Annotated in this window: 20 protein-coding genes, 1 tRNA gene and 1 pseudogene; 9 read left to right on the top strand and 13 right to left on the bottom strand. The window is 65.2% G+C overall.

Translation table 11 applies throughout. From position 1 onward, the window contains the following. The first annotated feature begins 29 nt into the window (after positions 1 to 29). Genes A5781_RS05695 through A5781_RS05710 form a run of 4 tightly spaced genes read left to right on the top strand, consistent with a single transcriptional unit; the run spans position 30 to position 2987 of the window. Entirely contained in the window at positions 30 to 1109 is a 1080-nt protein-coding gene (locus A5781_RS05695; RefSeq protein ID WP_067202714.1) for a dihydrodipicolinate reductase, read from the top strand. After that, positions 1106 to 1606 (top strand): VOC family protein, encoded by a 501-nt coding sequence (locus A5781_RS05700; protein WP_067202490.1) that lies wholly within the window; start codon positions 1106 to 1108, stop codon positions 1604 to 1606. Before A5781_RS05695 ends, A5781_RS05700 begins: the two co-directional genes overlap by 4 nt. Continuing rightward, a complete protein-coding gene (locus A5781_RS05705) occupies positions 1603 to 2376 on the top strand; it encodes an SDR family NAD(P)-dependent oxidoreductase (RefSeq protein WP_067202493.1) in 774 nt (257 codons plus the stop codon). Before A5781_RS05700 ends, A5781_RS05705 begins: the two co-directional genes overlap by 4 nt. Next, on the top strand, positions 2373 to 2987 hold the full coding sequence (locus A5781_RS05710) for a TetR/AcrR family transcriptional regulator (protein WP_067202496.1): 615 nt from the start codon (positions 2373 to 2375) through the stop codon (positions 2985 to 2987). The genes A5781_RS05705 and A5781_RS05710 overlap by 4 nt, the downstream gene beginning before the upstream one ends. On the opposite strand, the gene A5781_RS05715 is transcribed toward A5781_RS05710, so the two are convergent. The 7 genes from A5781_RS05715 to A5781_RS05745 form a co-directional block, all read right to left on the bottom strand. Next, positions 2988 to 3986 (bottom strand): D-2-hydroxyacid dehydrogenase family protein, encoded by a 999-nt coding sequence (locus A5781_RS05715; RefSeq protein WP_067202498.1) that lies wholly within the window; start codon positions 3984 to 3986, stop codon positions 2988 to 2990. Between the two features lie 269 nt (positions 3987 to 4255). Next, positions 4256 to 5227 (bottom strand): LLM class flavin-dependent oxidoreductase, encoded by a 972-nt coding sequence (locus A5781_RS05720; protein WP_067202501.1) that lies wholly within the window; start codon positions 5225 to 5227, stop codon positions 4256 to 4258. A gap of 1 nt (position 5228) precedes the next feature. Further along, a complete protein-coding gene (locus A5781_RS05725; RefSeq protein ID WP_067202504.1) occupies positions 5229 to 5708 on the bottom strand; it encodes a VOC family protein in 480 nt (159 codons plus the stop codon). A 15-nt stretch (positions 5709 to 5723) separates the two neighbouring features. Further along, positions 5724 to 6473: an SDR family NAD(P)-dependent oxidoreductase gene (locus A5781_RS05730; protein WP_067202506.1), complete on the bottom strand. Its 750-nt coding sequence runs from the start codon at positions 6471 to 6473 to the stop codon at positions 5724 to 5726. Next, positions 6470 to 7711, bottom strand: coding sequence for an MBL fold metallo-hydrolase (locus A5781_RS05735; protein ID WP_067202509.1), 1242 nt, complete (start codon positions 7709 to 7711; stop codon positions 6470 to 6472). Before A5781_RS05735 ends, A5781_RS05730 begins: the two co-directional genes overlap by 4 nt. Before the next feature lie 18 nt (positions 7712 to 7729). Continuing rightward, positions 7730 to 8992 carry a sulfotransferase gene (locus A5781_RS05740; RefSeq protein ID WP_067202512.1) on the bottom strand — a complete coding sequence of 421 codons (1263 nt, stop codon included), beginning with the start codon at positions 8990 to 8992 and terminating at the stop codon, positions 7730 to 7732. 70 nt (positions 8993 to 9062) lie between these two features. Then, on the bottom strand, positions 9063 to 9449 hold the full coding sequence (locus A5781_RS05745) for a DUF2237 family protein (protein ID WP_067202515.1): 387 nt from the start codon (positions 9447 to 9449) through the stop codon (positions 9063 to 9065). 201 nt (positions 9450 to 9650) lie between these two features. Between A5781_RS05745 and A5781_RS05750 the strand changes: the two genes are divergently transcribed. From A5781_RS05750 to A5781_RS25480, 3 genes and pseudogenes are all read left to right on the top strand, one after another. Further along, the gene (locus A5781_RS05750; protein WP_067202518.1) at positions 9651 to 10784 is read left to right on the top strand and encodes a 1,4-beta-xylanase; all 1134 of its coding nucleotides are present in this window, start codon (positions 9651 to 9653) and stop codon (positions 10782 to 10784) included. Positions 10785 to 10864: 80 nt separating this feature from the next. Beyond that, positions 10865 to 12503: pseudogene (locus A5781_RS24840) on the top strand (DUF4185 domain-containing protein). Positions 12504 to 13036: 533 nt separating this feature from the next. Then, positions 13037 to 13576 carry a hypothetical protein gene (locus A5781_RS25480; RefSeq protein ID WP_156624430.1) on the top strand — a complete coding sequence of 180 codons (540 nt, stop codon included), beginning with the start codon at positions 13037 to 13039 and terminating at the stop codon, positions 13574 to 13576. A gap of 1 nt (position 13577) precedes the next feature. On the opposite strand, the gene A5781_RS26085 is transcribed toward A5781_RS25480, so the two are convergent. Both A5781_RS26085 and A5781_RS05765 read right to left on the bottom strand, forming a co-directional pair. Then, positions 13578 to 14972, bottom strand: a complete 1395-nt coding sequence (locus A5781_RS26085; protein ID WP_231990646.1) for a hypothetical protein — start codon at positions 14970 to 14972, stop codon at positions 13578 to 13580. A gap of 105 nt (positions 14973 to 15077) precedes the next feature. Beyond that, positions 15078 to 15557: a CAP domain-containing protein gene (locus A5781_RS05765; RefSeq protein ID WP_197503721.1), complete on the bottom strand. Its 480-nt coding sequence runs from the start codon at positions 15555 to 15557 to the stop codon at positions 15078 to 15080. A gap of 381 nt (positions 15558 to 15938) precedes the next feature. On the opposite strand from A5781_RS05765, the gene mtf2 reads away from it, so the two are divergent. Further along, a complete protein-coding gene (gene mtf2 / locus A5781_RS05770) occupies positions 15939 to 16778 on the top strand; it encodes a fatty-acid O-methyltransferase Mtf2 (protein ID WP_067202524.1) in 840 nt (279 codons plus the stop codon). 81 nt (positions 16779 to 16859) lie between these two features. On the opposite strand, the gene A5781_RS05775 is transcribed toward mtf2, so the two are convergent. From A5781_RS05775 to A5781_RS05785, 3 genes are all read right to left on the bottom strand, one after another. After that, a tRNA-Ser gene (locus A5781_RS05775) sits at positions 16860 to 16949 on the bottom strand. Between the two features lie 29 nt (positions 16950 to 16978). Continuing rightward, entirely contained in the window at positions 16979 to 17437 is a 459-nt protein-coding gene (locus tag A5781_RS05780; protein WP_067202527.1) for a nucleoside deaminase, read from the bottom strand. Between the two features lie 126 nt (positions 17438 to 17563). Then, the gene (locus A5781_RS05785; protein WP_066954912.1) at positions 17564 to 18085 is read right to left on the bottom strand and encodes a tRNA adenosine deaminase-associated protein; all 522 of its coding nucleotides are present in this window, start codon (positions 18083 to 18085) and stop codon (positions 17564 to 17566) included. Between the two features lie 131 nt (positions 18086 to 18216). On the opposite strand from A5781_RS05785, the gene A5781_RS05790 reads away from it, so the two are divergent. Continuing rightward, positions 18217 to 19161, top strand: a complete 945-nt coding sequence (locus A5781_RS05790; protein ID WP_082939220.1) for a prephenate dehydrogenase — start codon at positions 18217 to 18219, stop codon at positions 19159 to 19161. Here the strand turns inward: A5781_RS05790 and A5781_RS05795 are convergent. Further along, on the bottom strand, positions 19124 to 19723 hold the full coding sequence (locus tag A5781_RS05795; RefSeq protein ID WP_156622672.1) for a putative glycolipid-binding domain-containing protein: 600 nt from the start codon (positions 19721 to 19723) through the stop codon (positions 19124 to 19126). The two genes, A5781_RS05790 and A5781_RS05795, sit on opposite strands and share 38 nt — an antisense overlap. Positions 19724 to 19727 lie beyond the last annotated feature (4 nt).

Raw genomic sequence — 19727 nt, forward strand, 5'->3', positions numbered from 1 at the left:
GTAAAGGCATGCAATTCGGAGGTCAGCAGATGAGTAGTCCGTCCAAGCTTCGTGTCATCCAGTGGGCGACCGGAGGCGTCGGCAAGGCGGCCGTCGCGTGCGTCCTCAACCATCCGCAGTTGGAGCTGGCGGGCTGCTGGGTGCACAGCGCCGACAAGAACGGCGTCGACGTCGGGCGGATCCTCGGAATTGAGGACCTCGGTGTCACCGCCACTTCCAGCATCGACGAGATCCTGGCGCTGGACGCCGACTGCGTCATGTACAGCCCCCTGGTGCCCAACGACGACGAGGTGATCGCGATCCTGCGATCCGGCAAGAACGTTGTCACGCCCGTCGGCTGGGTGTATCCCGATCCGGGTAACCGCCGGCACCAGGCCGTCGCCGACGCGGCGGTGGAAGGCGGGGTGACCCTGCACGGTTCGGGGATCCACCCCGGGGGCATCACCGAACGATTCCCGCTGATGCTGTCGTCGCTGTCGTCGGCGGTCACCCACATCCGCGCCGAGGAATTCTCCGACATCCGCACCTACAACGCCCCGGACGTCGTGCGCCACATCATGGGCTTCGGCGGTACCCCCGAGGAAGCCATGCAAGGGCCCATGGCCGGCCTGCTCGAGGCCGGCTTCAAGCAGTCGGTGCGAATGATCGCTGATTACATGGGATTTCGTATCGAGCCGAACATCAGGACCATTCAGGACGTCGCCCTCGCGAGCGCCGACATCGACTACGCACCGTTCCCGATCACCACCGGAACGGTGGCCGCGCGCCGGTTCCGCTGGCAGGCCCTGGTAGACGGCGAGCCGGTCATCACGGCCGCGGTCAACTGGCTGATGGGTGAGGAAGACCTGGAGCCGGCCTGGAATTTCGGCGGCCGGGGCGAACGCTTCGAGGTGGAGATCACCGGTGACCCCACCGTGAGCCTCACCTTCAAGGGGCTGCAGCCCGAGACGATCGCCGAAGGGCTGGTGAAGAATCCGGGCGTGGTGGCCACGGCCAATCACTGCGTCAACGCCGTCCCCGACGTCTGCGCAGCCGAGCCCGGCATCAAGACTTACCTCGACCTGCCCATGTTCGCGGGCCGCCCGACACCCGGGCTCGCCTCGTCATGACCGGCGCCCTCGGCGACGTATCATTCTGTCACCTCGTCGTCGGCGTGACCGACATGGACCGTGCCCTGACCTTCTACCGCGACCTACTCGGCATGGAGGTCGTGTTCGAAACCCTCATCTCCGGTGAGCCTTTCGACGTGGTGCTGCACGCCACCCGCAAGCAGGAGGGCCGGGTGGTGGGCGGCCTGCTCGGCGGACTGATGGTTGAGCTGCTGTCACTGGGTGCGAGTCCTGCCGATCAGAAGCCCGCGCGTCGCGGCATCACCGGGATCCACAACGTCTCCCTATCGGTGACCGATCTCGACGACACCCACCGCCGTGTTACCGCGGCCGGCTACACGCCCGACCAGGAGCCCTTCGAAATCGGTGGGGTGCGAATGTTTTTCGTCAAGGATCCGGACGGAACCCCAGTCGAGTTCATCGAGCTGCCCGACGGTGTGCGCAGCACCTACGAGATGCATCGTGGGACCCCGCTGCGGATGGGACCGGTCACATGACCTACAGCCATCCTTCCTCGATGCGCGACCACGTCGCGATCGTTACCGGCGCCGCCCAAGGCGTGGGCAAGGGCACCGCCGCCGCGCTGCTGGAACGCGGGGCGGCGGTGCTGCTGGTCGACATCCAGGACGAGTTGCTTGGCAAGACAGCCGCCGAGCTGTCGTCGTTGGGACGCGTCGAGAAGCTGACGGCCGACCTGCGCGACCCGGACAGCGCCCAGCGGATTGTGACGGCCGCGGTCGACGCCTTCGGCACGGTGCACGGCCTGGTCAACAATGCGATCGCCACCAACGAGCCCAAGGCGTTTGTCGATATCACCACCGAGGACTTCGCGCTCGGTCACGACGTCGGCCCGCGGGCGACCTTCCTGCTCATGCAGGCCGTGCACCCCGTAATGGTCGAGGCAGGCGGCGGCTCGATCGTCAATCTCGGCTCCGGGACGGGCACCGGCGGCGAACCGAAATGGGGCGGATACGCCGCCGCCAAGGAGGCCATCCGGGGTCTGTCGAAGGTCGCCGCTTTGGAGTGGGGGCGCGACAACATCCGGGTCAACGTGATCTGCCCGTTCGCCGAATCGGACGGTGTGAAGTTCTGGAAGTCGTTCGCCCCCAAAGAGTACGAGAAGGCCGTGCGACGCGTGCCGATGAAGCGGATCGGGGATGTCCGCACCGACGTGGGCGCGCTGGTGGCCTTCCTACTGGGCAGCGACGCGACGTTCATCACCGGGCAGACCATTCACGTCGACGGTGGAATCGGCTGCTTCCGGTGACCTTTCCCGCCAGAGGAGAATCGCTGCGCGACCGGCAGCGCGCCCAGATCCGGGCCGACATCAGGCGCGCGGCGTTTCGGCTCTTTGTCGAGCGCGGATACGACGCCGTGACGACGGAAGAAATCGCGGCTGCCGCAGGCGTTTCGCCGCGGACCTTCTTCCGGCACGTGCCGACGAAGGAAGAGTTGCTGCTCGCACCCGTTCGCCATGGCGGCGCAGCGATCGTCAACCTGCTCGAGCAGCGGCCCGCCAGTGAGTCACCCGATGTCGCGCTGATCAACGCCATCATCACGCGGACCCGATCGTTTGAGCAGGCGGACACCGACGAGTGGCGAGAAGCGCTGCTGGTGGCCCCCGATCTGCTGCGTAAGGTGACCGTTCACACGCCCGCCGACAAGGAGCGGGCGGCCAAGCTGATCGCCGAGCGCATGGGCGTGAACTCCGACGTCGACCTCCGTCCCGGCTTGCTGGTCCAACTCGCTTTCGCGGCAGCCGATTTCGGTTTCCAGCAATGGGTACGTCAGTCGGGTCGCCCGTGGCCGCTGGATCGCTACGTCACCGAAGCACTCGAAGCGGTCAAGAGCCCACACTGGAAACGTAAGCGCACCTGATCAACCCGGCAACGCCTCAGGGTTCGCGATCCGAATCGGGGCCCCGTCCAGCCACGCGGCCACCGCCTCCACGGTGTCGGAATAGAAGGCGGCGAGCATTTCACGGGTGACGTACCCCAGGTGCGGAGACAGCGTCACATTCGGGAGCAGCCTTAACCGGTGATCGGACGGCAGCGGTTCGACGTCATACACGTCCAGCCCCGCGCCGGCAATGCGCCCGGTTTCGAGAGCGGCGATCATCGCGGCCTCATCGACGATCGGGCCCCGCGACGTGTTGATCAAGTATGCCTGCGGCTTCATCAGGGCCAGCTCGCGTTCACCCACCAGACCGCGGGTGCGTTCAGACAGGACGACGTGGATGGAGACCACGTCGGACTCCTCGAACAGCGTCGCCTTCTCGACCCGGCGCGCGCCGGCCGCCGCGGCGGCGTCCGCGGTGAGGTTCTGGCTCCACGCGATGACCTCCATGCCAAAGACCTTCGCGTAATCGGCCATCCGCTTGCCCACCCGGCCTAGGCCGAGCAACCCGAGCGTCTTGCCGGACAGCGTGAGACCCGTCGTCACCTGCCAGCCGCCGCCTCGCATGCGCCGGTGTTCTTCCGCCAGGTTGCGAACCGTGGCGATCAGCAACCCCCAGGCGAATTCGGGGGTGGCGTCGTGCACGGATCGGAATCGCGGATGGGCGAAGTCGGTATGGGCGACGATGATGCCCCGCTCGGTTGCCGCACCCAGGTCCAGGTTGGGCAGGCTTCTTCCGACGATCGTGATCAGTTTCACGTTCGGCAGCCGCGCAAGCAGCGTTCGTGGTAGCGCCATCCGCTCGCGCAGGGTGCAGATCACATCGAATGGCCGCAGCTCGTCCGCCGCTTCATCCTCGGAGAGGTGGCGTTCGAAAACGGTGACGCGGGATCGGTTTTGCACCGATGACCAGTCGGCAAGCCGCAGGGCCGCTCCGGCGTAGTCGTCCAAAATCGCCACTTGGGGCGTGGGGTAACCCATCTCACCATTCAAGCACCGACCGCATACTGGTCTGGTGATGCGTCGGCTCGCTCTCGTTCTGGTGGCGGCGGGTCCGGTGCTGAAGTGGCTGTCGAGTCGGGCTCGGCGCTAGACCGCGACTCGCGCTCAACCGCCCCCACCGGCGCCGCCGCCGAAGGCGACCGCCAAGCCGAGTGCGGCTGCGCCGCCGACGAGCGCCGATGTCTTTGCTCCAGATTCCATGGCAGGCGCATACCCGCATATTCGGGGCGCAATCTGGGGTTGGCCCGTTAGTTCAACGCGGGCAGGACCTTGTCGGTGAGCAATTGGACCGACTTCCACGCCTCATCGACGGGCATGCCGCCGACCAGTGGGTGCATCACGAGCGGGCCGTAGTTGTCGGCGTCGCGCACCTCCGCGATCAGCTCGTCGGGCGCCAGGAAGCGATACCGGCCCGACGCCTGGACCTCGTCCAGCGTTTGCACGCCGGGCAAATGCATCAGGGACCTTTGATCGGTTGACCATCCGCCGTAAGTGACCGCTTCCCAAAGGATATGGTCGCCGAGCTCCGCCCATGCCCGGTCCGGGTCCTCGTGCAGGAAGATCATTCCGCGGTTAACCGGCCCCGGCATGAGAATGAGCGGCGTCATGCCGGCGTCGGCACACAGCTCGCGGTAGTAGGCGGCGATGTCGGGCAGGTGGTCGGCCAGGCTGAGGGGCAGCCGAAATCGTGCCGCGCGTCGCGCCGTGGCGCGGGCGCCACCGCCGACGTACAGCGGTGGATGCGGCCGGGTCCAGGTGCCGGTGCAAATGCCGGCGTCGGCATCGGCGCCGGACCATACCGACAGCATCCGCTCGAGCAGGCTGTCCATCAGAGCGCCCCGGCGCGCGAAATCGACGCCCATGGCGCCATATTCGATGGTGCGGTACCCGAGGCCGACCGTGGTGTGCAACCGGCCGCGGCTCATGTTGTCGACGAGAGCGATGTCCTCGGCGAGCCGCACCGGATTCCAGAGCGGGCCGAGCGCACAATCCACGCTGGCGATCAGCGTCGACGTACGGGCCAGGAACATCGCCGCCGCCATGATGGGATTGCAGCTCCAGCCGTGTCCGGTCGCGTGGTGCTCGTCGACACTGATGGAGGTGATCCCGTGCGACTCGCCCCACTGCGCCAGTTCGAGGGCGGCCGACAGCAACCCGCTCTGCGTGTGTGGTTCGCCTTGCGGCGAGGCGAAGTTGAAGCGCAGCACAGTCAGCAACACGTCATGCCTCCTCGGGCCCCGCCATCGACCGCAGGAACGCGGGAAAGTCGGGAAACAGCGCGCGGTCGACGATCTCGATGCGGGCGCCGAAAGCGTCCGTATAGTAGGCGAATAGCGCGAAATCGGAGCCGGGGACGTCCGCCGTCATCTCGAGCGTGAAGCCGTTGGCCTCCAGCGCGCGCGCACTCTGGGCCAGGTCGTCGCTGAAGTAGCCGAGGTGGTGGACCGCGTTGCCCGGCGCGGCCGTCCACGGGCTCCCCGGCACCTCCTGCACGAGTTCGAGGTGCGGACTCTGCAAGGAGTAGACAATCGTCGCGGTCAATTCGCGGACACCGGCCGGGGTGCGGAACGGCAGGGTGTAGCTCATCGGGGTGATCCACCGGTAGCCGGCCAGCGCGCTCAGCCGGCCCATGGCCGCATCGAGGTCGGGCACGATAATGCCGGTGTGGTAGAAGTCCTCGGGCCGCAACGCAATTGACATGACTTTCCTTGTGTCTCAGACGCAGTCCGACGCGGCGTCGACGACGAACACCGCACCGCTGGTGTAGCTACTCTGCTCGGTGCACAGGAAGGCGATCGTCGGGGCGACCTCCCCGACGGAACCGAAACGACGCAGCGGGATGTGCTCCAGCTCCGACTCCACCAATTCGGCCGAGCCGTGCATGGGCGCGGTCATCGGGGTGTCGATCGCGCCCGGCGCCACCGCGTTGACCCGGATCCCCTTACCGGCCCATTTGACCGCGAGGTTCCTTGTGATGCAGACGATCCCCGCCTTCGCCGCACCGTATCCGGGCACCAGGGGAACGGCCCGCAGCGCAGACATCGACGCCAGGTTCACCACGCTGGCGCCGCCCGCGGCGGTCGACGCCTTGAGGGCGCGGTAGAGCCCGACCGTCAATCGGTACGGCCCGGTGAGGTTCAGCGCGACCGAGGCCTCGAACCCATCGGGCCTGGATTCGTCAAGGCCGCCAGGGAAATTGGCGCCGGCGTTGTTGACCAGTACGTCGAGCCGGTTGAACTTATCCGCCAGCGCGTCCACCGATTCCGGGTCGCTGATCTGGAGCTGGTGATAATCCATGCCGGACAGGTCAACGTCGTAGTCGTCCGGCGCCGGTTTGGTCCCGGTGACGGCGACCCGGGCGCCGGCGTCGCGGAACAACACGGCGGTCGCGTGCCCGATCCCGCTGGTGGCGCCGGTGATCAGGACCGTGGTCCCGGTGAAGTCGAAGCTGACGCGCGCCGTCATGAGTTCCTCGCTATCTGGTTTCTCAGCCAGGCGGTTTCCCAGAAGTTCGTGCTGCCGGCGAGAAGCTTTTCGTGGGCGTCCCGAAGCACGTCCCGCGCCCCGGCGTGGTCCGACGGAAGAAGCTCTGCGAGGTGGATGGCCTGCAGCGGGCGGCCGTCGGCGAGGTGTTCCCGTGCCCGGCTCACCAATGCGTCGGCCCCGGCCAGTTCGACCACGTCGGCCGCGACGGTGTCGAACCCGACCGGATAAAGCTCGGTGGTTGACTCGTGGTGAAACCAGCCGGAGTAGTTCTCCCAGATGGCCCGCACGTCCCAGACGACCTTTCCATAGCCCTGTCCCACTTCGTATTCCGCGGGCAAAGTGATCTCGCGCATCAGGGTCCGGACGTCCTTGCCGGCGTTCATCCCCTCGACGGTTTGATCGTGGACGTACCGGATCGCGTCGCGCAGCCGGGTCAGTTCGGCGTAAATAAGCTCGGCCCCGGCTATCGGCTCGAAATGACCGGTCACCAGGAGGTCGGGCCGCAGGTCGCGCACCCGCTCCACGGACGCGATGGCTGTCAGCGCGTCGCGGTACCGGTCGCCACGCACGGTGACCAGGTTGGGAATGTGGCCGAATAATGGTCCGAAGACGTTCCCGCACAGGCAAATACGCTCGTCCGGCAGCCACACCGCCAGTGAGTCGGTGGTCTCGCCGCCGGGCACGGAGATCAGCTCCATCCGCCGCTCACCGACCTCCAGGGTCAGGGTGTCTTCGAAATCGAGGTCGACGACGGGAACGCTCTGACCGGCCAGCCGGCTGCTCCCCAGGCGCCGTTGAATGGCTTGGACGCCGGTCGCCAGGGTGTCCTTGAACGCGAAGGCGCTGCGGCTGGCGCGATACGGGATGAGGCGTTCGTTATCGTCGCGCCACAGCGTCCAGTTGGCCTGCGCGACGACGGTTGTCTCGGGGTCGCGCACGCTGTCCAAACCACCGACGTGGTCGACATGGCCTTGCGTGAAGATGATGTACCGCACCGGCGAGGGGTCGACGGCGTCGAAGTTCGCGCGATGCACCGGGCCCTCGAAACCCATGCCGGTGTTGACGATCACCCGGCCCTCACGCGTGGTGAGCAGGTAGGAATTCGACAGCCCCGGTGAGACCCACAGACCGGGCGCGATCTCCTCGGCCCGTTCGGCGGCCGCGGGACGCATGGCGTCGGCCCCGGGCCTGCTGCGGTAGACCGGTTCGAAACTCATCGGTGCGTTGCCTTCCGGCTAGCTCTCGGCATGGACGTCGAACCTGTCGAAGTAGAAGTCGAATCGTCCGCGCACCTCGTCGGGCGTGACGCCGAAGTGCTTTTGCAGGTCGTAGTGGATGCGGCCGTGTTTGCCGCGCGGATTGCCGTCCAGATATTTCTGGAATCGCGCCCGCACCTTCGGCGGCAGTTCGACGCCGCCGAATTCGTAAAGCCGCTCGAGCAACGGCATTTCGTTGCCGTTCAGCTGGTGGAAGCTGACGTCGATGCTGCGTTCGGCCGGGACGAGATCGCGGTCGCGCACGCACGCGGTGAGCAGCCGGTGCACCCGGTCGCTCCAATAGTCCAGCAGCCAGTCGGGCTCGATGCTTGTGCGCCGCAGCCGATCGGAGTAGGCCATCATCGTGATCGCCGACTGAATAACCCCGACCGGATCACGGTGTGTGAAAGCCACTGTCGCGTCGGGAAACGTCGCCATGAGCGGGCCGAGCTGCTCACAGTGCTGCGGGCTTTTCAGGACCCAGGTCCGCGGACCGCGCAGGAAAGTCAGCGCCTGCAGCACCTTTCTCAGGTATGCGTAGTGCCGGGTTTGATCCAGGCTCAGGTAATAATCCCGCCAATCTGGCACGCGCGCATGCCATTCCAGGACGTAGGCGGCCACATCCAGGTCGAGCAGTTCGACTTCTTCCTCGATCGCCTCGGGGAATCGGTCGTGCATGGCGGCGACCACCGGGGCGCTGGCCATCAACGCGTCGTGCTCGGATTTGGCTCGCGCATAACGGGGGTCGACCCCGAAGATGTCCGGTCCCTGACCGCGGGCCGGAATCGGCTCCTGACTCTCCCAATACGGCAAGGCCCGCCGGCGCGGGTCGGCGGCAATGAGATTCACCAGATGGGTGGTGCCCGAGCGCGGCATCCCGACGACGATGAACGGGCGCTCGATCGGGATGGCTTCGATCTCCGGATATCGCTTGAGGAGCTCGGTCAGGGACAACCGGTTGCGCAGCAACCGGACGACGCGTTGCCGCAACGACGAGCGCGTGAGCTGGCGCAAACCCTCGTCGGCTTCGATCGCGGCGACGTGCGCGGCGAGCCGATCACCGAAGCCGTCGACATCGTCAAGGTCGTCGACTCTGGCCTGCTCGACCGCCTCTGCGAGCATCTGGTCGATGTCGAAGTCGACGTGTTTGGCCTCGGTGAAGTCCAGGATCTGCCGTTGCACGTCGGTCAGCTTGGGCGCGGTCAGGTCGTCGAAGTCGATGTCATCAACGGCAGAGCCCACCGGATCCTCTTTTCGACGTGTCGTCGAAGAGAAATATGACACAGACGTCGGGCGTCGATCTGCTGTGGTCCTACAGGTTCGCCAAGTCGTCGGGCACGTCGACCTTGTGTTCCTGCAGCGCCTCGAGGGGCACCACCTCGAGGGTGCGCTCGTGCGTGGAGGCCAGCACCACGGGTGCCGCGCACCCATCCTGGTGCGCCCGCAGCCAGTTCAGCGCCGTGACGCACCAGCGATCGCCGGGCAACAGGCCCGGGAACCGGTATTCGGGAACCGGTGTCAGAAGGTCATTGCCGATGGAACGCTGGTGCTCCAGGAACTCGGCGGTCATGACCGCACAGATCGTGTGGCGGCCGAGGTCCTCGGGGCCAGTGGAGCAACAGCCGTCGCGGTAGTAACCGGTCACGGGTTCGGTGCCGCACGGTTCCAGCGGGCCGCCTAACACGTTTCGATCGGGCACGGGTTCAGTATTGCGCTCCCGGGGGTGAAGTTTGAAGTAACTTTGCCGTCTCCGCCGGGGCAAATTTGCCCGGGCGCCGGTGTGGGTGCGGCGGCATGCGTGCGGGCGCCAGTGACGAAGCGATAACAATTCGCACGTCAAGCTGGCGCGACGCGCTGAGCAAATCCCGGGGAAATCGCCGGGAAAATTTATCGTCACATCGTGCAACGAAGAACGGCCCTCAAGCTGCCACTTCTGCTGGCAGCAGGCACCGCGCTGGCGCGAGCGCCACGCGCCTCCGCGGAGGAACCGGGCCGCTGGCCCGCCGACCGCGCCAACCGCTGGTATCAGGCGCAAGGTTTCCTCGTCGGATCGAATTACATCACCTCCAACGCCATCAATCAGCTCGAGATGTTTCAGGCCGACACCTATGACCCGCGGCGCATCGACACCGAGCTCGGCTGGGCCAGGTTCTACGGGCACAACACCGCCCGGGTCTTCCTCCACGATCAGCTGTGGGCGCAAGACCAGCGCGGCTTCCAGACGCGGCTTGCGCAGTTCGTCGACATCGCCGCTCGCCATCGCATCAAACCGCTGTTCGTCTTCTTCGACTCATGCTGGGACCCGGCACCGAGGGCGGGCCGACAACGCGCGCCGAGGCCGGGTGTGCACAACTCCGGCTGGGTGCAGAGCCCGGGCGCCGAACGGCTCGGAGACCCCCGCTACGCCGGCGTCATGCGCGACTACGTCACCGCGGTGTTGACCCAATTTCGCAGCGACGACCGCATTCTGGGCTGGGACCTGTGGAACGAGCCGGACAACCCCGCGCGCCAGTACAAGAGCGCCGAGCGCAGCGACAAGGATCAGCTGGTCGCCAACCTGCTTCCCCAGGTGTTCCGCTGGGCCCGCGCGGTCGATCCCAGTCAGCCGCTCACGAGCGGCGTGTGGCGCGGCGATTGGGGACAACCCCAGGGCCGCAGCGCAATCAGCGATATCCAGCTGGCCAACGCCGACGTCATCACGTTCCATTCCTACGCCGATCCGGCGGGCTTCGAGTCCCGGATCGGCGAACTTGCCCCGCTCGGCAGGCCGATCCTCTGCACGGAGTACATGGCGCGGCCCCGGGGCAGCACCGTGGAGGGAATCCTCCCGGTGGCCAAGCGCCACAACGTCGGTGCCATCAACTGGGGCTTGGTCGCCGGGAAGACCCAGACCTACTTTCCCTGGGAATCGTGGGATCACCCGTACACCGCGATCCCGAAAGTCTGGTTCCACGACCTGCTCCGGCCCGATGGCCGGCCCTTCCAGGACACCGAAGCTCTGACGACCCGAAAGCTGGCCGGGAGCCAAGCCTGACCCGGGGGTCTTCGGATCGCCGGATTTGCCGTTGACCGGCCTTTATGGGCAGTAGGGTGGGGCCTTAGAAGGGGGCGGCGGTGACTCTCACTCATCTGAGCGGACCAGAGCTGATCGCCTCGGCCGGCGGCGACCCCTGGGCGATCAACCAGAGCCTGCAGGCGGGTAGGCCATTTCAAATCTCACGCCTGGCCGAGGCGTTTTATGCCGCGGGCCGACACACTGCCGAAGCCGACCATGCCTTCCAGATAGCCCAGTTGCGCTTCGGCGAGTCGTGGAACCACCAGAACGGGGACAACCCGATCAACGACTCCGCCGAAGTGCAGCGGCTGGCGAAATCCCTTGGCGCGCAATCGGAGCAATTGCCCAAGATCGGGGCCGACTTGGAGAACATCGCTGCCGCCCTTGCTGATGCGCAGAAGCAGGGTGCCGCCGAGATCGCCACCTTGGACCATCAGTTGCAGTTTCTCGACAAGCTCGTCGGTGCGGCGAAGGAGGATCTACAGCTGAACCTGCCGACGCAGGAGCGCGACAAGCTGCTCAAGTTGATTGATGCTGCGCACGCCGACGCTGTGGATGATGTCCGTGACGCGGCGAAGCAGATGAATTCGATCCGCAACGCCTACTCCGACACTTTGCACAAAGCGCTGGGGCTCTTTGCACATCGAGGGTTACGACCCACCCCCGAACATCGACGACACGCTGGAACAGCCGTTACGGGGTTCAGTGAGGAATCTCGGCCCGATCGCCGGGACCGGGGCGACTCCGGGCATTCCGGGCATCGGGGCCGCGGATCTGGGGGAGGTCGTCGAGGTGCCCGGCCAGCCCGGAAAATTTTTTGCGATCTTCGGGGATTCGTTCACTGGCAACAAAGTTGGCGAGGGGCAGCATTACCGGTCCGTGGCCGTACCGGTGACCTTCGATGCCGACGGACGCCCGCACTTCGGGGCCCCTTTGACCGCGCCTAAAGACAGTCCGACCGGCCACGAGCTCTTCACCATTCCGGAACAGGCGAAGGCAGCCGGAATAGACGACACGCTCCCTGCTGGGACAATTACGGCGGGTGGCAAAACGTACATGATGGTAACGGGCACGACAGGGAAACTGCAGCCTGCGGCTTCGTGGCTCGTTGAAGTCAACAGTCAGCCGGGGAACGGATGGACCATGGTTCCCGGGTCTTACCGCTCAGTGGGAGAGGCGCCCAGCCAGGTCAGCGGCTACAAGGGATCGGACGGCAAGATTTACATTGCCGCTGATTCATTCGACCGCAGCCAAGGAGTCACCATGTACCGCGCAGATCCTGACCAAGTGTGGGATCGCCACAGTTGGCAGCCTTGGACCGGGACCGATTGGGGAAAAGCCGGGGAAGTCGCCACTACAACGGTTACCGACCCTGGTTCTCGGTTCGGCGAACTAAGTTTCCGCGAGATCGGTGGACAGCCGGTCTTGTCAGGGTTCAATGCAACTGCCGGTCCAGGAGCAGTCCAACTCTATATGGGCGGCGCTCATGGAAATCCGACCGAAATCTTCACCAATACTCCGCTTACCGTCGCACGTAACGACATCAACCAGACTCCTGTTTCCGTCTTTCAACCTTACGGGGGATACATCCTGCCGAATTCGACGGTGAACGATGTCAACCTTCTCGTCAGTCAATGGAACACTGATTTAGATTTTCCGTACGATGTCCAGCAGGTCCAGGTCAATCCGACGCCATAACCGACCTATTACAAACACAGAAACCCGCATGACAGGCTACCCATGATCCCGAAACCTTTCGTCGCCTCAGCCGTAGTCGCGGCGATGATCAGCGCTTGCAACGCCCAAGCCGAGCCGCCATCTTTTCCCGATTTAAGCGGCTACGCACCCGTTAACCCGGCCGACTACGCCATCACTTATCCGAACTCCGGCAGACCGACGCCGCTCCAGATGATCGCATTCATCAGCCCAGACGGTGTGACATGTGTGTTCGGAAACCCGCCGTCAGCAGGATGTACTGGCAACAACCTTCCAGGCTTGCCCCCCGCCGCTCCTTCATCTAACGGAGCGCCGCGACTCATTTCCATCAGTACCGGCTCAGCACCGCGACCGACTGGGACGCCTCTCGACACCAATGGACAGCCGCTGAAAACCTTGCCGCCGTTTCACTCCCTCACGGTAGATGGCGTGATCTGCGGAGTGGATAACTCCGGCATGACTGCGTGCAAAGATCCGCAAGGACGTGGATTCGTGCTGTCGCCGCATGGTTCCGCTTGGCTGCCTCACGTGTAGCGTTAGATGAATCGAGGCATACGCATACCAAATATGATTCGTGGACATCATTTGTCAGCGAAACCGTCATTAACGGCATGGCTGGAATTCTCCCAATTGTTGCGGGCGCTTTCGCCTGCTTACCCGTAGCGGGCGCCGACACGCCCGCATTTCCAGACATCAACAGCTACACGCCAGTGAATGGGGTGTACTTCCTTACACCAGGCGGCATCACTTGTGATTTCTTTTCCGGCCAGGCCCAATGCACCGGCAATAACTTTCCCGCTGTCCCGCCTGCAGCTGGGCCCGGCACGGTGAATGTGATCGGCACCGCCTCCGGATTAGCACAATCTGGTAATCCCATTGCTCCGAACGGGAAAGTGTACGGGCGGTGTCTCAAGACGTTGCCCCCGAAGCATTCCATCACGGTCGACGGTGTGATCTGCGGCGTCGATGACTCAGGCGTGACCGCCTGTAAAGACCGGCAAGGCCGTGGGTTCGTGCTGTCGCCGCATGGTTCTGTATGGCTGCCACATATGTGAGTCACGCGGCCTTGATTCTGCGTACGGTCTCGGCGAGAAGCTCGTCGAGAGTACTCAGCGGGAGGGGCGGCGTGTCCCCCTTGAAGAGCCATCCACCGTCGCTTGAGCTGCTGATGACGATCAGTCCCCGCACCTGGGTGACCCTCAGCGCCTCGACGCCTTCACCACACATGCCGTGACCGCGTACTTCAATGTCCCGCATCCACCGCTGTGTTAGGCGCACCGTGTCTTCGCCTTCGGCGACGGCCGAATCCGTCTGGAGGGACTGGCGATTTTGGCGGTCCCCGCATACTGCGGGCTTCTCGGCCATATGCGCGGCGCAAGCGTCGGCCTCACGCCGGACATCGGCCAAGAAATTATCGCCGGCATGTGCCCGACTGATCATCACTTTGGGCCTTGGCGGTTTCCCGGGCTTGTCCCACTTCGACTGGTCGAAGTCCTGCCAGCTCGCCAGGGGGTCGTAACGCGGGGCGGCGACGTGGCCACCGGACGGGCAGAGCGACCATAAGGCGCTGCCCGGCTCGCCAGCGAGGATGCTGTTGTCACCAGAAGCGGTCTCAATGCCGGTGTCCACGGACAGCGCCGGAAGCAGCGTCGAGATCTGGGCCTGGCTCCAGTCGGCGAGCATTGGCGGCAGCGCCGAGCGTGGCCGTGGTAGTCCTGCTGCGCCGATCAATTGCGACAGAATTTGGTTACGCGAGGCCGCCGACGGATCGGGTGTGCGATACCAGGCCTGCACCGTCACCCTGTTGGGCAGCACCGTCGCCGCCATATTGACGACGGAGGGCCATTGCCGGCCGGTGTCGCCCGACTGGTACTGCGTCAGCGCTTCGCGGGATTCGCCGACCAGCCAACCTTGGATGCCGTTGTTGTCCATGGAGTGGGCAACGCTCCACGTAGGACACCGACGTGACCACGCGGCCATCGCACCGGTGACGTCATCGCCGTCGCTCGCGACGGTGAACCGGATCCGGACGGAATCAGCGCCGTTTGCGGCGAATCGATTGCTGAGGGAAGCCCCGCTGGCGTCGGTGGCGGGGCTGTATTCCACGTCCAGTTCCGGTTTGTCAGTCGCTCCCAACCTCGGCAGACGTTGGCAGTCTTCGAGCGTCGACCCTCGACCCGGAAACGGAGGCTCGGCCCCGAAGCCCGAATGGGGCGCATAGACATTGACGCGGTTGAACAGATTGTCCTCGACGTCAATCAGCCCAGGTACGCACCGCGCCAACCGATCTGGAGCGCAACCCCCCATTTCGGTCGGCGCGACCGTGAGCGTCGCCGGACTCGGGGTCGATTCGTGCTTGTGGGTTGTGCAGGCCCCCCCGGTCATCACGAGCCCCACGACAACGCTAAGCCGCGCGACCGCACGAACGAAACCACGACCAACCGACGCCACGAGCCGACTCTATGGCACTGGTCCAGTCAAAACGGCGTTCTGTGCACCCGCATGGTCGTTGCTGGTGGCAGCAATGAGCGACGAAAGAACCTTGTCAGCAAGGACTTAGGGAGCCGCGAAGTCACCCACCGCGGTCATTTTGTTGCCATCCGAGGCGGTGGCGAAGCCGGCCGCGGTGAAAGCGCAGTTGACGATGATCCCCCGGTGTGGAGGGCTTTGCATCCACGAGTCGAGAGCCTGGGTGGGATTCGCGGCTGATCCGGTTCCCCAATAGACGATCTCACCCGTGGCAGGGGTCCTGGTGTAGCCGGCTTCTGCGATGCGCGTCCGCGGCGAAGATCCGTCCGAACCGATATGGCCACTCAAACCGGTGCGCAGCATATCTTCGGCGTGCCGCTGCGCTGCCACCCGCAAACGCGGGTCATCTGTGAGTGGCCCGCACGGCTGACGAAGCCCGTTGATGCCGCTGTACAGCGCCGTACCCGAATCGTCTGCGCGCGCAACAGATTCGGCAACGATGCCCGTGGGCGCCATGAGGACACAACAGAACGCGAAGACGGCGACGATCTCGAGTTTCTTCGTCATGTGGCCTCTTGCTGCGCGCGTTGCGTTTGTCCGTGAATAAATGCTATCCACCCTCGACCGAGATTGGCCCAAAATCGTCTTTGCTAAACCCACATACGAGCTTCACGCGAGAACTCAAGAAGCGACCCCACCCGCGATAACGGACGAAGGCCTTTGGCGGTGGCGGAGTGCTTACGTCGGGCCTCCCTAGAGCACGGATGAGCCCTGTCTCAGTGACGATGGCAGCCTACTCAACGCCGAAGCCATGGCGGACCAATTGAATGCCGCCTCCAAAACGGTGTCCTCGCAATGGAGAACGGTTACCTGCCAGGCGGAAAATCCGGATCGAGTCGTTCGCGTTACGTGTGATGAGAAACACCCTAGCCCTGCTATGCTCCGCCCATGGCGCTCCGGGGTCAAGAGCGCGACTTTCGTCGCCTGCTTCTCGATAAGGTCAATGAGAAGTATTCGCACTATATTTACCAACATTTTTACAAGAAATTTTTGTATCGCTATCTGACCCGTCGGCTTGCCGCCGACGATGTTTTGTTCCTCAACTATGGCTACGAAGAGGACCCCCCGATGGGCGTGCCACTTTCGCCCTCCGACGAGCCCAACCGGTTATTCATCCAGCTTTATCACCGCACGGCGACCCAGGTAGACCTGAAAGATAAGCAGGTGCTGGAGGTCGGTTGCGGCCACGGAGGCGGAGCCTCATACCTCATGCGCACTTTCCACCCCGCCTCATACACCGGACTAGATTTGAACTCGGCCGGTATCGCCTTCTGCCAGCGAAGGCACAATCTGGCTGGCTTGGAGTTCGTACAAGGCGACGCCGAGAACCTGCCGTTTCCCGACCAATCCTTCGACGCGGCAATCAATATCGAATCTTCACACCTGTACTCTCAGTTTCCCTATTTCCTCGCTGAGGTCGCGCGTGTGCTGCGACCGGAAGGACACTTCCTATACGCCGATTTCCGATACACCGGCGTTGTTGCCGCATGGGAGGCGCAATTGGCTGACGCGCCGATGCGGATGCTCGCCCAGAGGGTGATCAATACAGAGGTCGTGCGCGGGATGGAGAAAAACTCACAGTGGTGGGTGGCGATGGTCAATGCACTGGTGCCATCATTCGCGCACAGCTTTGCCGCGACCCGCGGCCACCGGCTCGTATGGGATGCGTACGAGGCCCTCCAAAGCGGCAGCTTGGAATACCGGATGTACTGCTTTGCCAAAGCATGAGCGGCCTTCCGTCGCGCGGGATACCTCGTCCCGGTGGAACACCTCGACCGCAACCTGAACTGCAAAACGCCTTAGTGGCTTTGGCGGTGGCGGAGGGATTTGAACCCTCGGACGGTGTTAGCCGTCACACGCTTTCGAGGCGTGCTCCTTAGGCCGCTCGGACACGCCACCGCGGAGCAGCTTACCGAACGGTGGGCCCATCACCCCAATCGCTGGCGGGCGAAGAACTCCTCCAGCGGTGCGGCGCATTCGTCGGCGAGCACCCCGCCCCGCACTTCCGGGCGATGGTTGAGCCGCCGGTCGCGGACCACGTCCCACAGTGATCCGACCGCTCCCGTCTTGGGTTCCCACGCGCCGAACACCAGCCGGCCGACGCGGGCCAGGACCAGCGCACCGGCGCACATCGTGCACGGTTCGACGGTCACCGCCAGCGTGGCACCCTCCAGCCGCCACCCGTCGCCGAACACAGCGGCCGCCGCCCGCAGCGCCAGAATCTCGGCGTGCGCGGTGGGATCGCCCAGGGCTTCCCGCGCGTTGACCGCGCGGGCCAGTTCGGTCCCGTCGGCCCCGATGACGACCGCGCCGATGGGCACGTCGCGAGGACCCGCCGTCGCGGCGACCGACAACGCGGTGCGGATCAGGTCCTCGTCAGCGATCACCGACCGAGCCTGATGATCACCGACCGAGCCTGATCGCGGCGACCCGCATCGCCCGGCTTCGTCATTCTTGGCGACCCGGTGCACCCGGCTCTGCCGCGCTTGCGGTCGCCACGGCCGCGCTCGCGATCACCGACCGATGCGGTCGATCACGGCGGACAGCTGGTCGGCGAAGCCCATCTCCCGGGCGATGCGGCCGAGCTGCTCGTCCGCGTAGAGGTCGGCCTCGTCGAGGATGACGCCCAGCACCGCCTCGGGCAGCCCGATATCGGAGAGCAATCCCAGGTCGCCCTCCTCGAACGGGTCGGAATCCTCCAGATCCTCGGGGTCGATGTCGGCGTCCAGCTTGTCCAGCACTTCGGCGGCGATGTCGTAGTCCAGCGCGGCGGTGGCGTCCGAGAGCAGCAACCGGGTCCCCGACGGCGCGGGGCGCACGATCACGAAGAACTCGTCATCCACGTCGAGCAGCCCAAACACGGCGCCGGCGCTGCGCAATTCCCGCAGCTCGGTCTCGGCGGCCTTGAGGCTCAGCAGCGATTTGCGGGCCATCGGGGAACACCGCCACTGGCCCTCTTCGCGCACGACCGCTACGCCGAAACCGTCCGGCGTATCGGCGGACAGGCCTTGGGCTGGGGCCCGTTGTGCTCCCATGGCCGCTTACGGTAGTCGCAGACCAGGCCCCCTGACCAGATGGAGCGAAACCGCGCCGACATCTTGACGCACCGCCGCAGCCGGATTGTGCCAACCTTAGGTCTGTGGCTAGCCCTGTTTCTCAAACACCGGTGTGCGTGCTCGGGCTGGGGCTGATCGGTGGTTCGATAATGCGGGCCGCCACGGCGGCCGGCCGCGAGGTGTTCGGCTACAACCGGTCGGTGGAGGGCGCAAAAGAAGCCGCCGCCGACGGCTTCGACGCGACCACCGACCTGACGGCGACGCTCACCCGCGCCGCCGACACCGGCGCGCTGATCGTCCTGGCCATCCCCATGCCGGCGCTGGCCGGCATGCTCGCCCACATCGCCGAACTAGCCCCGACCTGCCCGTTGACCGATGTCACCAGCGTCAAACGGGCCGTGCTCGACGAGGTTGTCGCGGCCGGCCTGCAGGAACGGTTCGTCGGCGGCCACCCGATGGCGGGCACCGCCCATTCGGGCTGGGCCGCCGGCCACCCGGGCCTGTTCACCAGGGCGCCGTGGGTTATCAGCGTGGACGACCACGTCGATCCCGTGGTGTGGTCGATGGTGATGACGCTGGCCCTGGACTGCGGTGCCGTGCTGGTCCCGGCCAAGTCCGACGACCACGACGCTGCGGCGGCCGCGATCTCGCACCTGCCGCACCTGCTCGCCGAGGCGCTGGCGGTCATCGCCGGGGACGTGCCGCTGGCGTTCGCGCTGGCTGCCGGGTCGTTCCGCGACGGGACGCGGGTGGCCGGCACCGCCCCGGACCTGGTGCGGGCGATGTGTGAGGGCAACTCCGACCAGCTGGTGCCGACCATCGACCGCATGATCGAGTTGCTGAGCCGGGCCCGCGAGTCGCTGGTCGCGAATAATTCGGTGGGCGAACTCGTCGAGGCCGGCCATGCCGCCCGCACGCGTTACGACAGCTTTCCGCGTTCCGACGTCTTCCACGTCATCATCGGCGGCGAGAACTGGCGCGAGGAGTTGGCCGCCGCGGGCCGGGCGGGCGGCGTGATCAGATCCGCTCTGCCAAGCCTGGATAGTCGACGATGAAGCCCTCGTCGTCGACACTCACGACGGTGTCGGCGACCGGGGAGTGCAGCTTGATGCCGTCGTGGCCGCCCGTGCTGGTGTAGCTCACGAGATCCGCTGTGATCGCCATGTCGGGCAGGTTGACGTAGACGACCGGCAAGGTGACCGACTCCGCCCGCTCGTGCAGGCCGAGCCGCCGGATGGGCAACGCGTTGAAGAACGGGCTGAAAACCACGTCGCAGTCGAGCGCGCCGTTGTACGCCGCTCGGCGCTCGCCCTGATGGTCGGTGACCAGCCACATGTTCTCTTCGTCACGGGCGATGGACAGCACGCGCTCCCGTTCGGCGAGAGTGACCGTCATCCCCAGCCGCTTGGTGGCGCCGGTCTCGTCGGTCTGCAGGTCGTAGTACGCACCGAATGCCGGGTTGGTGGCGGTGGCGGCGGCGACGATGCGACCGTTCGCCTTGATCCTCTTGCCGGACACCTGGATTCGTACCGATTCCATCCGGGAGACGTCCTGGGCGCGCCAGGTCAACATTGCCTGCCAAACGCGCCGAGGGGCATCAGAGGGGTCTGCGTTCACTCAC

It is taken from the genome of Mycobacterium sp. 852002-30065_SCH5024008, from assembly GCF_001665645.1.
Classification (GTDB): domain Bacteria; phylum Actinomycetota; class Actinomycetes; order Mycobacteriales; family Mycobacteriaceae; genus Mycobacterium; species Mycobacterium paraffinicum.